The organism is Rugamonas fusca (assembly GCF_014042365.1).
Taxonomy (GTDB): domain Bacteria; phylum Pseudomonadota; class Gammaproteobacteria; order Burkholderiales; family Burkholderiaceae_D; genus Rugamonas; species Rugamonas fusca.
Genome location: NZ_JACEZS010000008.1, coordinates 74806 through 88399, shown reverse-complemented (window position 1 = coordinate 88399; position 13594 = coordinate 74806). Strand labels below are relative to the sequence as shown.

7 protein-coding genes are annotated in these 13594 nt (G+C 69.3%); 3 read left to right on the top strand and 4 right to left on the bottom strand.

The genetic code is table 11. The annotated features are described in order from the left end of the window. The first annotated feature begins 98 nt into the window (after nt 1-98). Entirely contained in the window at nt 99-2927 is a 2829-nt protein-coding gene (locus H3H36_RS11150) for an ATP-binding protein (RefSeq protein WP_182217404.1), read from the top strand. Nucleotides 2928-3004: 77 nt separating this feature from the next. Here the strand turns inward: H3H36_RS11150 and H3H36_RS11145 are convergent, their stop codons facing one another. Together H3H36_RS11145 and H3H36_RS11140 are read right to left on the bottom strand one after the other, a co-directional pair. After that, nucleotides 3005-3601: a hypothetical protein gene (locus H3H36_RS11145; protein ID WP_182217402.1), complete on the bottom strand. Its 597-nt coding sequence runs from the start codon at nt 3599-3601 to the stop codon at nt 3005-3007. A 136-nt stretch (nt 3602-3737) separates the two neighbouring features. Next, complete coding sequence (locus H3H36_RS11140; RefSeq protein WP_182217400.1) at nt 3738-4271, bottom strand: CcdC protein domain-containing protein; 534 nt, start codon at nt 4269-4271, stop codon at nt 3738-3740. 134 nt (nt 4272-4405) lie between these two features. On the opposite strand from H3H36_RS11140, the gene H3H36_RS11135 reads away from it, so the two are divergent. Together H3H36_RS11135 and H3H36_RS11130 are read left to right on the top strand one after the other, a co-directional pair. After that, nucleotides 4406-6853: a S9 family peptidase gene (locus H3H36_RS11135; protein ID WP_182217397.1), complete on the top strand. Its 2448-nt coding sequence runs from the start codon at nt 4406-4408 to the stop codon at nt 6851-6853. Nucleotides 6854-6969: 116 nt separating this feature from the next. Then, on the top strand, nt 6970-7122 hold the full coding sequence (locus tag H3H36_RS11130; RefSeq protein WP_182217395.1) for a hypothetical protein: 153 nt from the start codon (nt 6970-6972) through the stop codon (nt 7120-7122). 33 nt (nt 7123-7155) lie between these two features. On the opposite strand, the gene H3H36_RS11125 is transcribed toward H3H36_RS11130, so the two are convergent. Both H3H36_RS11125 and H3H36_RS11120 read right to left on the bottom strand, forming a co-directional pair. Continuing rightward, nucleotides 7156-11685, bottom strand: a complete 4530-nt coding sequence (locus tag H3H36_RS11125; RefSeq protein ID WP_182217393.1) for a translocation/assembly module TamB domain-containing protein — start codon at nt 11683-11685, stop codon at nt 7156-7158. Further along, nucleotides 11685-13571: an autotransporter assembly complex protein TamA gene (locus tag H3H36_RS11120; RefSeq protein WP_375539587.1), complete on the bottom strand. Its 1887-nt coding sequence runs from the start codon at nt 13569-13571 to the stop codon at nt 11685-11687. Before H3H36_RS11120 ends, H3H36_RS11125 begins: the two co-directional genes overlap by 1 nt. Nucleotides 13572-13594: the final 23 nt, after the last annotated feature.

The following is a 13594-nucleotide window of genomic DNA, read 5'->3' as shown; positions in this document are numbered from 1 at the left end:
CCGGTGAGGCGATCCAGACCCACGCCGCCGATAGCGACGTCACCGCCGCCGAGAATGACGGCGCGCCGTCCGACGACACTCCAGCCAGGGACTAATCCATGTTTCACATCAAATCACTCGAACTGGTGCACTGGGACTACTGGCAGCGCATCAAGAACATTCCGCTCGACGCCAAGATCATCACCATCGCCGGCCAGAACGGCTCCGGCAAGACCACGCTGCTCGACGCGCTGCGCACCCTGTTCGGCCTCGATTGCTCGATGGGCCGCACCTACAAGCACTACGCGCGCCACTCGGGCCAGCAGACGGCTTGGCTGCGCGCCGTGGTCGACAACAAGAACGTCGGCAAGCAGTTGTCGAATCGCCCGTTCCGCAGCTCCGGCTTTTTCAGCGATGACGAAGTGACGCTGTTCTGCCAGATCCAGAAGAACGGCGGCGACTGGAAGCGCCAGTACCTGATGCGCCCCGGGAACGTGCAGATCGAGGAGATCACGGAAGCGAACGACTGGCTGGGCGTGGAGAACTACCGCAAGCGCCTGGCCAACGCCGGCCTGTCGCCGGCCATGGCCAAGGTGCTGGCGCTGGAGCAGGGCGAGACGGACAAGCTGTGCGAATATGCACCGCGCCAGTTGCTCGACCTGGTGTTCCAGGTGTTCGGCGACAAGGAAGTGCTGGACGCCTACGACGAGGCCAAGCGCCACCAGCGCGACACGGAGGAGGAACTGAAGCGCTTCGAAACGGAGCTGGAAGCGTCGAAGACCAACCTGGAAGGCTTGCGCCTGCGCGTGGCCAACTACCACCAGTGGGAAGACCTGAACAAGGAACGCCGCAATCTGCAGGAAGAAGTGCTGCCCACGCTGGAATACCACGAGGCCCGCGAGAAGCACGCCAACATCAGCCGCCAGTTGCGCGACGCGCGCAAGCCGCTGGCGCAGGCCGACCAGCAGTTGACGGACAAGCGCAACGCGCTGGCCGCGCAAGCGAAGGCGCTGACGGAAGCGCAGCAGCACGAAACGGTGCTGGAGCAGGAATCGACGGCGCTGCAAAGCCGCCTCAGTCAGATCAACGGCAAACTGAAACCGCTCGACAGCCTGCTGGAACAGAAGGCCCGCTTGCAGAAGCTGGCCGCCGATTCCGGCAACGACATCGCGGAAGTGGCGCAGCAGCTGGAGCAAAAGGAAGCGGAACTGGCGCGCCAGAAGCAGGCGCGCGAAGCGCTGTCGGCCCGCATCGCCGGCGAGCTGGCCACCATCGCCGCCCTGCAGGGCAAGACGGCCATGCCGGAACCGGAAGCCGTGCGCGGCATGCGCCGTGCGCTCAACGACGCCGGCATCGGCCACGCCATGCTGTCGGACATCGTGGAAGTGACGGACGCGCGCTGGCAAGGCGCCGTCGAGGGTGTGCTGGGTGGTTATGCCTCCGTGGTGCTGCTCGACAAAGCCAAGGATGCGCCGGCCGCCTACCGCCTGGCCGAGAAGGAACGCTATCGCCACTTCATCGTGCCGGAGCTGGTCACGGCGCCCTCAATCAAGGATGACAGCCTGCTGTCGGTGGTGAAGTTCTCGGCGCCGGTGCCGGCATGGCTGGTGGACCAGCTGTCGCGTATCGCCCGCGTGGACACGGTGGACGAAGGCTTCAAGCTGGGCAAGGACGAGGAATGGATCACGCCCGAGGCCTACCACCGCGAACGCCGCGGCGGCCGCTCGCTGTTCGTGGAAGCGTCGCGCTACCGCTTCGGTTCGGCCGGCCGCACCCAGCGCATGGAAGCGATCCAGAAGTCGCTGCCGGCGCTGGAGGCGCAGGAGGATGCGCTGACGCTGGCCATCAGCAAGCTGGCCTCGGAAGTGGGCGCGCTCAAGGCACGTATCGCCGGCGTGGACGCGGCCAAGGAACTGGCCGCGCGCCAGGCGGAATTCGACGAGGCGGCGCGCAATGCCGTGCCGCTGCGCGAGGAACGGCTGGAAGTGGGCACCCGCCTGGGCGAGCTGGCGGCGCTGATCAAGGACGCCACCGTGCAGCGCACCCGCACCGACACCGTGTGGCAGAACGCGCGCTTCGCGCTGTCCGAGGCGGAAGCGGGCCTGCGCCTGAACAACAAGCGCCAGATCGAACAGCGCGGCGATCACGCGCGCGCGCTGCTGGCGCTGCGCCGCGCGTGGCGTCATTTGCCCAAGAGCTGGCGCCGTCCGGCGCGCCGCGCACGTCTCGTGGCCGAGCACCAGAACTCGCACCAGGTGGCGCTGCGCATCCACAGCCTGGAAGCGAGCCTGGCCCGTAATGACTGGGAACTGGACGCCACAGTGATCGACCAGTACCAGCGCCTCAACGAGCAGCTGCACGGCCGCCAGACGGAAACGGAAGAGCGCCGCTACCAGAACAACCGCGCCATCGAGGCCACGGCCAACGCGCGCGGCGCCTACATCGAGCGGCTGCGTTACACGATCAAGACCTACAGCAAGAACATCAAGGAGCTGGGCGAGCTGGCCGGTATCGAAGTGCACGCCGACCCGGTGCGGCTGGAGAACGACGACACCCAGCTGGCCCAGGCCGGCCTGCATGTGCGCTTCAAGTTCGACGGCAAGGGCCCGATCGGCATGAACGACGGCGAAGCGTCCGGTGGCCAGCAGGTGATGAAGTCGCTGGTGCTGCTGATCGGCCTGTTGAAGTCCGAGGATGGCTCGGGCGGCTTCGTGTTCATCGACGAACCGTTCGCCCACCTGGACATCCGCAACATCCAGCTGGTGGGCGAGTTCCTCAAGAACACCGAGGCCCAATACCTGATGACGACGCCGCTGACGCACAACACGGACGTCTACGATCCTTCGGAACTGACGCTCATCACGAGCAAGAAGAAGAAGGACACGCTGTGGGCCCAGCCCATCTTCGTGCTGCAGCGCCGCGCCAGCGAAGCTCCCAAGGCCGCTTGACCCTGCACCAAAGAAAAATCGGGGACGTACCCCGATTTTTCCTTAAACCAAAATCGGGGTACGTCCCCGATTTTTCTTTAGCGCACCAGGTCGTCGTCGCTGCGCTCGCCCAGCAACTGGTCGAGCTGTTCGCCGAGGCGCTGCGCCAGTTCGCCGCCCTTGGCTTTCAACACGGCGTCCAGATAGGGGCGCCGCAAGTCGCGGAAGTCTTCCACGCAGGCCGCTTTCTCCACCTTCAGCTGCAAGGTGAAGCCGCGCAAGCCTATCGTGCTCTTGATGGTCTTGTTGTAGAAATCGTACAGCGCCTGGAATCGCTCGGCCTTGGTCAGCGTGGCCGGCGCAGCGGCGGCGGGAGCAGGGGGCGCTTGTGGCATGAGGGGCGCCGGCACCGGCGCGGCGGCAGTGGCCGGTGCGGCCATCACCTCGTCCGCTTCCACCAGCGGCGTGTCGATGGTGCTGTAGCTGGTCGACAGCACGATGAATTGCTGCGCCAGCAGTTCCTGCATGGCGTCGGCCGTCAGGCCCAGGCCGGCCACATTGCGCAACAGCTCATCTTCGGGCCGGTGGCCATCGACCATCACCAGCAGCGTGCGCAGGCGCGGCGCCAGCTGGTAGCGCCGGGTGGCGATCTCCTCGCGCCCCTTGGCGGTCTTGTCGTAGATGGACGTCTTCATCGACTGGCGTACATTTGCATGGTTTTCTTCAAGGAAAATAAAGTTGCCTCATGGATACGTGAAGCATACCATCAAATTACCGCTTTCCAGTGCCAATGATAGTCCCGCCAGCGCCAGAACGGGGCTGGTTTTCGCGTTACAGCAGGCGGTCCAGCGGGCCGCGCGGCACGGGTTGCTGGCCGCGCTGCCAGCGCGCCAGCAACAAATGGTAGCTGCCGAAGAAGCCCGCGAGCAGGCAGAACGGCAACACCGTCAGCGGGTTGCGGTGGAATTCCTCGGGCGGCAGCGGGGTGCCGTTGTGCATCTGCAGGTACAGCTCGAAGCCGCGGTACAGCAGGCGTGCGATGAACAGCATGGAGACCAGCACGCCCAGGCGCAGGTTAGGGGTGTAGAAATAGCCTTCGGGCGTGTTTTCCAGCCGGCTCAGCCGCATGTTGCGCAAGCCCAGCGCGATCCCGCCGGCCAGGCCCAGCACCAGCGCGCCCAGCGCCAGCGGGCTGTCGAGCACCTTGGCAGCCAGCCCGCCCACCAGCGCCGCCAGCAGCAGCACCACGGCGTAGTGGCGCCACAGGATGGACTGGCTGCGGCCCATGGCCGCCTTGAGGCGGGAGTAGATGCGCCACACCAGCAGGGGCACCAGCAACAGCAGGATGATCGTCGTAATTTCCATTTCAGCATTCCAGGGACAAGCGTGGCCAAGTGCCGCGCCCCGCGATTGTAAGCCAGAACGGTCGCGCATTGACTTTCGCTGGAGCTATCAGCAATATGGGGCGACCGCCGCACAGACAGGGACCGCAACCTTCCATGAGCACACTGATTCCTCCTTTGCCGCCCGGCATTGGCCTGATGGCCGCCTCGCCCAACAGCGGGCCGCAGGATGGCCGCTACCAGCAGCCCGCGCCCGCGCTGCAGGCCATCGTGGACGCGCCGCGTGCGCCGGCCCTGAGCCTGAGCCCGCGCCGCGACCTGGCCGCCATGGTGCAGACGCCGCCGCTGCCGGGCATCGAGGAAGTGTCGCAGCCGGAACTGAAGCTGGCCGGGCTGCGCATCAACCCCCGCACCTGCGCCGCCAGCCGCTACGCCTACGGCGCCGACCTGACCCTGCTTGACATCGCCAGCGGCAAGGAAAGCCGCATCCGTGGCTTGCCGCGCGCGCTGCGCGTGTCGGACCTGAGCTGGGCGCCCGACCAGCGCCACCTGGCCTTCAGCCACGTGGCCTACAAGGGCGAACGCGGTGAAGTGCAACTGTGGCTGGTCGACATCGCCGCCCGCCGCGCGCGCCGGCTGGTGAGCCAACCGTTGTCCGCCGTGTTGAGCCGGGGTTTCTCGTGGCTGCCCGACAGCAGCGGCCTGCTGCTGCAACTGCGCCCGGCCGGCATGAGCAAGCCGCCCGCCATCCATCCCGTGCCGACCGGCCCCGTGCAGCTCGACAGCGATGCCGAGGGCGCCGTGCGCCAGCTGCGCACTTACCAGGATCTGCTGCGCAGCGAGGACGATGCGCGCCTGTTCGAGCATTACGTCACCGTGCAACTGGCCCACACCGACCTGCAGGGCAGCGTGCGATTGCTGGGTGAACCGGACCTGTTTTCGCGCGTTTCCGTGGCGCCGGGCGGCCAGTACCTGCTCACCCAGAGCATCATGCGGCCCTACTCCTACCTGGTGCCCGTGTCCGGCTTCGGCGAGCGCATCGAAGTGCGCGACATGCACGCCAAATTACTGCACACGGTGGCCATGCTGCCGCTGGAGGAGGGCCTGCCGCCGGGGAACGACGCCGTGTCGGCCGGCGTGCGCCACGTGTCGTGGCGCGCCGACGCGCCGGCCTCGCTGCTGTGGGCCGAAGCCCAGGATGGCGGCGACCCGGCCCGCCACGTGGAGCACCGCGACGTGCTGTACCTGCACGCGGCCCCGTTCCACGGCGCGCCGCAGGTGCTGGCGCGGCTGGCCATGCGCTACGCCGGCATCGCCTGGGGCCGGGGCGACGTGGCCCTGCTCAACGAGCGCTGGCACAAGACGCGCGCCGTGCGCCAGTGGATGATCGCGCCCGACCATCCCACACTGGCGCCGGAACTGATCTACGAAGGTTCCTACGAGGACCGCTACAACAGCCCCGGCGCGCCCGTGCTGCGGGCCGACGCCAGCGGCTTCCCGCGCCTCGTGATCGGGCCCGACACGACGATTTTGCTCGATGGCGCCGGCGCCACCCCGGAAGGCGACCGCCCCTTCATCGACCGCCTGAGCCTGACCACGCGCAAGAAGGAGCGGCTGTTCCAGAGCGCGGCCCCGTATTTCGAGAACGCGGTGGCCGTGCTCAACGAGGAGGGCACGCTGCTGCTGACGACGCGTGAATCGCCCACCGAGCGCCCCAATTACTACGTGCGCGACTTGCGCCTGCCACCGGAGGCGCAACTGCGGGCCCTGACCAACTTCCCCCATCCCACGCCGCAGCTGCGCGAGGTGCAAAAGGAGCAGATCCGCTACCGCCGCAACGACGGCGTGGAGCTGACGGCCACGCTGATGCTGCCGCCCGGTTACGACGCCGCGCGCGATGGCCCCTTGCCGATGCTGATGTGGGCCTACCCGCAAGAATTCAAGTCGGCCAGCGCGGCCAGCCAGACCACAGGGTCGCCGTACCGCTTCAACGCCGTCAGCTACTGGGGGCCGGCCGCCTTCCTGGCCGTCGGCTACGCGGTGCTGGACAATCCCTCGTTTCCCATCATCGGCAGCGGCGACGCGGAACCGAACGACAGCTACCTGGCCCAATTGGTGGCCGACGCCGAGGCGGCCGTGGACGAGGTGGTGCGGCGCGGCGTGGCCGACCGGCGCCGCATCGCCGTCGGTGGCCATTCCTACGGCGCCTTCATGACGGCCAACCTGCTGGCCCACACGCGCCTGTTCCGGGCCGGCATCGCCCGCAGCGGCGCCTACAACCGCACGCTCACGCCGTTCGGTTTCCAGTCCGAAGAACGGCCGTTCTGGCAGGCGGCCCATGTGTACCAGGCCATGTCGCCGTTTAACCACGCGGACAGGATCAAGGACGCCATGCTGCTGATCCACGGCGAGCAGGACAGCAATCCCGGCACCTTCCCCATGCAAAGCGAGCGCATGTTCCAGGCCATCAAGGGCCTGGGCGGCACGGCGCGGCTGGTGATGCTGCCCAACGAGGCGCACGCCTACCGGGCCCGCGAATCGATCCTGCACATGCTGTACGAGACCCACCGCTGGCTCGACAAATACGTCAAGCATGCCGAGTGAGGCGCCGGGCAGGGGGCGGCAGCGGCAGTCAGATCAAATTGTAGGCAGATCGGGCGGAACGGGGGCCGCAGCGGCGTAGAATGGAAGCTCATCGCCAGTTACCCTGGAGGGAGATCATGCACAGTGCCGCCATCCACGCCCACCGCGCGCCGGACCCGGCCCCGGTCGACGACCCGGTGCCGGAACCGCCGCCGCACCAGCCCCACCCCGTGCCGCAGGACGACCCGGTGCCCGACCATAATCCGGCCGGCCAGCCAGAACGGGATTGATCCGGGGCGGGGCAGCCCGCCGCCCATTGCCGCCTAGTCGAAGGCCCAGGTGTAGAGCACGTCGAGCGCGTTGTTGGTGCCGGTCTGGAATTGCAGCGTGATGCGCGGGTTGAGCTTGTAGCGCAGCTTGACCAGGCTGGTGGCGGAACTGGCGCCCTGCTCGAAACTCAGGTAGGCGCGCGACGAGAGCCGCTTGCCCACCGTGACCACCGTCGTCTCCAGCCCCTTGGCCTGGCTCACGCCCAGTTCGTCCAGGCCCAGCGTGTTGGCCAGCCGCCCCTGGCCACCGCCGAACAGGGCGCCGGCGGCCGTGCTGAGCAGGGCCATGTCGTTGCCGGCCGTGCTGTCGATGCCGTGACCGAGCACCAGCCAGGCCAGCTTGTCGCTGTCCGAGACGGCTGGCGTGGAGACCAGCTTGGCCACCGGCGCCAGCGCCGTGCCGCGCACTTCCACCCCCGCTTCCACGTTGTTCTCGTTGAGCGCCTCGCCTTCGGGGCGCTTGCGCACGGCCAGGATGTTCAGGCCCGGATTGTCGTACGCGCCCGTGAAATTGATCACGCCTTTTTCGATCGCCAGCTTTTGCCCGTAGGCCGCGTAGGTGCCACTGGCCACGCGGATGCTGCCCGTCACGCGCGGCGGCCGGCGGTCGGCCACGCGGATGCGCACGGCGCCGGCCAGTTGCGCGTCCAGCCCCTTGCCCTTGAGCGTGAAGGCGTCACCGAGGTCGGCCTCGACGTCCACGCTGAGCGGCAGCGACTTGCTGTCCCTGACGGGCGCCGCGCCGCGCCCGAGGATCACCACGTCGCTGCTCATGGTGGGCGTGTCCTGGCTGGCCAGTTCGATGTTGGCGCGGTCGGCGCGGAACTTGCCATCGAGCTGGAAGCGCTGGCTGTCGCGCACCAGCGTGCTCTGGCCGCTGATGACGAGCGTGCGGTCGGGCCGGGCCAGCACTTCCAGCTGGTCGGCCGTCAGCTTGAGCTGCATGCTCGCTTGCGCGTTGGCGAAGCGGATCGCGCCCTCGGCCAGCGCGTGGCCTTCGGCGCCGTCGAACGCCAGTTTTTGCAGCAGCAGCTGGTCGCCCGTCAGGCGCGCCTGCAACTGGCCGTTGCGCAGGCGGATGCCTTGCTCGGCCCAGTTCAGCACCAGCTTGTCGCCCGTGATGTCGCCGTTCAGTTGCGGCGCGCCCCAGGTGCCGGCGCCGGACATGACCAGCTTGAGCGTGCCGTCCAGCTCCAGTCCCGGCTGGCCCGCCAGCGGCGCCAGCCAGGCCAGCGATCCCATGTTGGCGCTGCCGTTCACGGTCAAGGCGCTGGCGTCGGCCAGCTTGCCGTCGATCAGCTGGGCGCTGGCGTCGAACCGGGCCTGGCCGGCGCGGCTGCCGTCGAGCGCCAGTTGCAAGCGCAGCGCGCCATTGGCCGCGTCCACGCGCGCGTCCAGTTGTTTCAGGCCCAGCGGCAGCGGCACGTCGGCGCCCGTCACGGTCAGGTCGCCCTGTTCGCGGTACAGGTGCAGCATGCCGTCCACGGCCGGCGCGCCGCCGGGCAGCGCGGCCTGCACGGCCAGCGACCAGGCCGCGCCCACCGTCATGTCGCTCTTGATGTTGTCGCGCCAGGCGTCGGACAACTGGGCCAGGTAGTTGACGGGCACCCCGGCCGCCTGGCCCTTGCTGCGCCACTGCGGGCCAGTCTTTTCCACGCTGTCGATGCGGATGGAACCGGCCGGCAGCGCGATGGTGGTGGCGCCCAGCGCGAACTGCTCGGGGTGCAGCAGGCCGGCCACGCCGCTGCCGGACGGCGCGGCCAGCCGCAGCGGTGCCGGCGCCTGCAGGGTGAGCGCGTAGCGGCCCCGGTTTTGCAAGGTGTCGATGGCGCCGGTCCAGGCGTCGCCACGCCAGCCGCCCTTGAGGCGCACGGCCGCGTCGAAGTCGCGGTTGCCGCCGCTCAGTTGCAGCACGTGGGCCGCGCGCGTGCCGCTCGCTTGCAGGCGGGCGCGGTCCAGCGTGAGCGCGGGCGAGTCGTAGCCGGTGATGGCGAGGTCGGCCACCACGGGGTCGTCGCCGGCGTCGTTCGCGCGCGCGCCTGCCAGCGCGCGCACGCCGGCCAGCATGCGGGTGACGGGGTTGTCCGCTTTGTTGGCCGCGCTGGGCGTTATTGTGCCCGCAGCCGTGCCCGCGCCCGCGCCCGCGCTGGCCGCGGGGATTGCGCCCAGGCTGGCGCTGCCGCGCAGCGATTTGATTTGCTGCTGGCCGGGTGCGCGCAGGTTGGCGCCCTCCACGTTCAGTGTCAGCGCTGGCCGTTCGGCGCTGCCCGACAACGTTCCCGCCGCGCGCAACGTGCCGCCGAACGGCGGGCCGGCGCTGGCTAGTTGGGGCGCGTCGATCTTCCAGTCCAGCCGGTCGCGCGGGCTGCCGAACGCCCCTTGCGCCTGCAGGCTGTTGGGCCCCAGTTGCAGGTTGATGTCGGCGTTGCCGATGTGGCGCGGGTCGGCGGCCAGTTTCGCGTAACCCGACAGCGCGCTGCCCGACAGCGTCGACGGTTGCAGCCTGGCGTTGAGGGCGGTGCGCCAGTCGGCGCCCAGCGTCGCGTCCCCATTGAATTCAGCGTTGACGGCGCCGATTGGATAGGCGCCGAATGCGGCCGGGTTGATGCGCTGGGCGTTGCCCGCCACTTTCATTTCCACCTGGTGCGTCGCGCCGGCCAGCCATACCTCGCCGCTGGCGTGCAGCACGCTGTCGGGCACGGGATGGCGCGCGGCCGCCAGGCCCAGGCCGCGCAGCGTGGCGTCGAAGCTGGTGCGCGGCGCGGCCAGCGTGCCGCGCGCCGTGCCGCTGGCGGCCAGCGCACCGAGCAGCTTGCCGCCGGCCGTGTTCAGGTCGCGCGCGGCGATCTTCCAGTCCAGTTGCTGGTCCGGCGTGCCCAGGCCGCCGCGCACTTCGGCCGTGTTCTGGCCCAGCGCCAGGCGCGCCTCCACGCCGCTGATGCGCTGGGCGTCGGCCGTCAGCTTGCCGGCGCCGGACAGGGGCTGGCCCAGCAGCTTGCCCGGCTTGAGCGTGAAGTCGGCCGCCACCTGCCACGCGGGCGACACATGGCCGCTGGCGTTGATGTCGGCGTTGATATCGGCCGCCGGGTAGTTGCCGAAGGCGGACGGGTCGAAGTGTTCGGCGCTGATGCCGGCCTTGAACGCTTGCGCGTCGCGCAGGCTGGCCTGGCCGGTGGCGCTCACGCTGCCTTTGCGCAGTTGCAAGCGGGCCTGGCGCAGTTGCAGCAGCTCGTCGGCCAGCGTCGCCTGCAGGTCCAGCCGCAGGCCGTCCTGGCCCAGCGCGGCGCGCAGCGTTTGCTGCCTGCTGTCGCTGTCCACGGTCACGTCGCCGCCGATATTGGTGGCGTGCAGACTGCCGATCACGTGCTGCAAATTGAGGTGTTCGGCGCGCAGCGCGAGTCTGGCCTTGTCCACGCCGGCCTGCGGGCCGCCGCGCGCGATGCTGGCCGCGCCCGTGAACCGGCCGGCCGCGCCCAGGTCGATGGCGATGGACTCGATGGTGGCCGCCGTCAGCGTGCCGCCCAGTTTTGCGGTGGCGCCTTGCAACGGCAGCCGTTGCTGGTCCAGCGGGCCGGGCTGGCCTTCATTGCGCAGCGCCAGTTGGCCGGCCAGCGCTTGCTTGCCGTCGATGCGGGCCGCCAGTTGCACGGCCAGCCGCGCGTGCGGCCACGCGGCGCGGTAGCCGGAAGGGTCGATGCCGCTAGCCTTCAACTCCAGCGCATGCAGGATCACGGGATCGAACGGCGCCAGCGCCAGCGTGGCCGTGCCGCTGGCCGTGCCGGCCGTGCCGTCGGCGTCCAGCCGCAGCAGCGACAGGTCGCCATGCGCCCGCATGTTCAGCCGGGCGGGGTTGGGCGGCGCGCCTTCCGTTTGCGTCAGGCTGGCCTTGGCGGAGACGGCGAACGGGCGCTGGGCGCCCACGGCCAGTTGCGCCTGCAGGCGGCCGATGTCCGTCATGGCGTCGCCGTTGTCCAGCTGCCAGCCGTTGGCGTCGCCGGTCAGGCGCAGGCGGATCTGGCGCAGCTGCGTGCGGCTGCCGTGATCGAGCAGGGTGAACTGGCCCAGGCGGGCGTCGGCGATGTGCAGCCGGAATGGCGCGGCCAGCGAGGCGGGCAGCACGGGCGGCGTGGACGGGCCGCTGCTGTTGACGGTCAGCGCGCGTGCTTGCAGCTCGCTGATGGCCACGCCCTGCGAGAAGAACTGCAGCGGCGACCAGTTGATGTCCAGGTCGTCCAACGTGATCACCATGCCGGGGCTGCGGTGCACCAGCCGCGTGATGTGCATGCGGTGGTACAGCGAGCCGCTCACGCCTTGCACGTCGATCTGGCCGCCGCTGGCCGCGGCGATGCGGCGCATCAGCTGCTGCAAGGTGCTTTCGCGGCCCAGCAGCCAGACGGCGCCGCCCAGCACCACGCCCACCGCGCCCACGCCGATCAGGGTGCGGCGCAGCCAGCGGCGTGGAGGCCGCGGCGGCGGGGAGGGCGGCGTGCCGCCGCTTGCGGCTTGTTGGTCGGCGTCGGACATCAGAACGTGAATCCCAGTGAGAAGTGCAGCCGGTATTTTCGCACCGCGTGGCCGTAGGCGAGATCGACGTTGATGGGGCCGACGGGACTTTTCCACCGTCCACCCACGCCGTAGCCGGACTTGGGATGCAAGTCCTTGAGGGTGTCGGCCGCGCTGCCGGCGTCGTAGAACACGGCGGCGCCCCAGGCGGGCTTGAACCAATGCTGGAATTCGGCGCTGCCCGTGGCCAGGTAGCGCCCGCCCGTGATGGCCGTGCCTTCCTGGATGCCCAGTTGCTGGTAGGCGTAGCCGCGCACGGACTGGTCGCCGCCGGCACGGAACAGGTAGACGGCCGGCACGCCCTGTTTTTCGCGCGAGGCCAGCGCGCCCCCTTCGGCCCGCAGGATCACGTTGTTGTGCGCTCCCAGCGGGTGGTACAGCACGGCGCGCGCGTAGCCGCGCACGAACGCTTCATCGGTCAGGATGGGCAGCAGGGCGCCGCCCAGCTGGGCGTTGATCACGTAACCCTTGGTGGGGAACAGCAGGCTGTCCAGGTGGCGCCAGGTGGAGCCGTAGGTCAGCGGCAAGCTCTTGCTGCTGCCCGTCTCCACGTTGGCGATGGTCTTGGTCTCGCTGAGGAACTCCAGCGTCAGGCTGCGTTCGAGCAGCGGCGTGCCCCATGCGCGCTTGCCCGAGATGGCCGCCACGCTGGTGATCTCGCCCAGGATGTCGCTGCGTTCGAACGAGGCGCCGATGCTGTCACGGTAACCCTGCGCCGTGACGGGGTAGTAGAAGTCGCTGTGCGCGCTTTGCTTTTTCGTCTCCAGCGTCAGCGCGCTTTTCATGCGCAAGCCGAAGATGGACAGGTCGTCATACGTGAGCGAGGCCCGGTTGCCGGTGTTGGTGCTGTAACCGAGACCGGCGCTGACGTTCTTGCGCTTGTTCTCCGTCACCCGCACCAGCAGCGGCAGCGCCGGCATGGTCGGCGGCGCGGCAGCGGCGTCGGGCGCGTTCGCCGGGGCGTGCGCCTTGGCCTGGGTGGCTTCGGCCGCGGCCAGCTGCTCGCCGAGCACGGCGCTCATGTCGGCGCTCACTTCCACGGTGGCGAAGTAGCCGCTGTCCTGTAGCCGGCCCTGGAATGCCTGCAGCGCCGCTTCGCTGTAGTCATCGCCGGGCTTGATCTGGTTCAGGTTGGCCACGATGGATGGCGGATAGCGCTTCAAGCCTTCGATGCGCAACGCGCCGAAATGCAGCTCGGGGCCGCTGTCGAGCACCACGCGCAGCAGCGCCAGGTGGGTGTCGGGATCGACGGTGGCCTGGCTGTCGGTCAGCTGGGCGCGCGGGTAGCGGGTCTGCACCACCTGGCGCAGCAAGGCGCGTTTGGCCTGTTCCCAGTCCGCCTGGCGGAAGATGGCGCCGCGCGGCAGGCCCCAGCTGGCCAGCAGGGCGTCGCGGTCGTAGCGGCGGTCGGCCGGCTGGCCCGGCGGCGGTTCGAAGCCTTGTAGTTCCAGTTCCACGTCACCTACGCGCACCGGCTCGCCCGGCTGCACCTGGATCAGCACCTGCGGTTCTGCCGCCGCCTCGTCCAGCCGCACGCTCACTTCGGGCGAGTAATAGCCGTCCGTGGCCACCAGCGTGCGGATCTGGGCCGGCGCCACGCGCACCATGCGCTGCAACTGCTCGCGGTCGATGCGCGCGTTGCCGCGAAAGCGTTCCAGGTCCAGGTTCTGTTCCAGCAGCGTGGCCAGCGGGCGCGGGGCGTCGATGCGCACGCGGTAGCGCAGCCCCTCGGCCATGGCCGGGGCGCAGGTGAGCACGGCGGCCGCCAGCAATACAGCGGCGCGCGCCAGCGCGGGCAATACCGCCGGCGATACCGCTGGTGATACATTGGCGGCCAGTTGTGCCAAAATTCGTGATCCTGCCCCGGTGC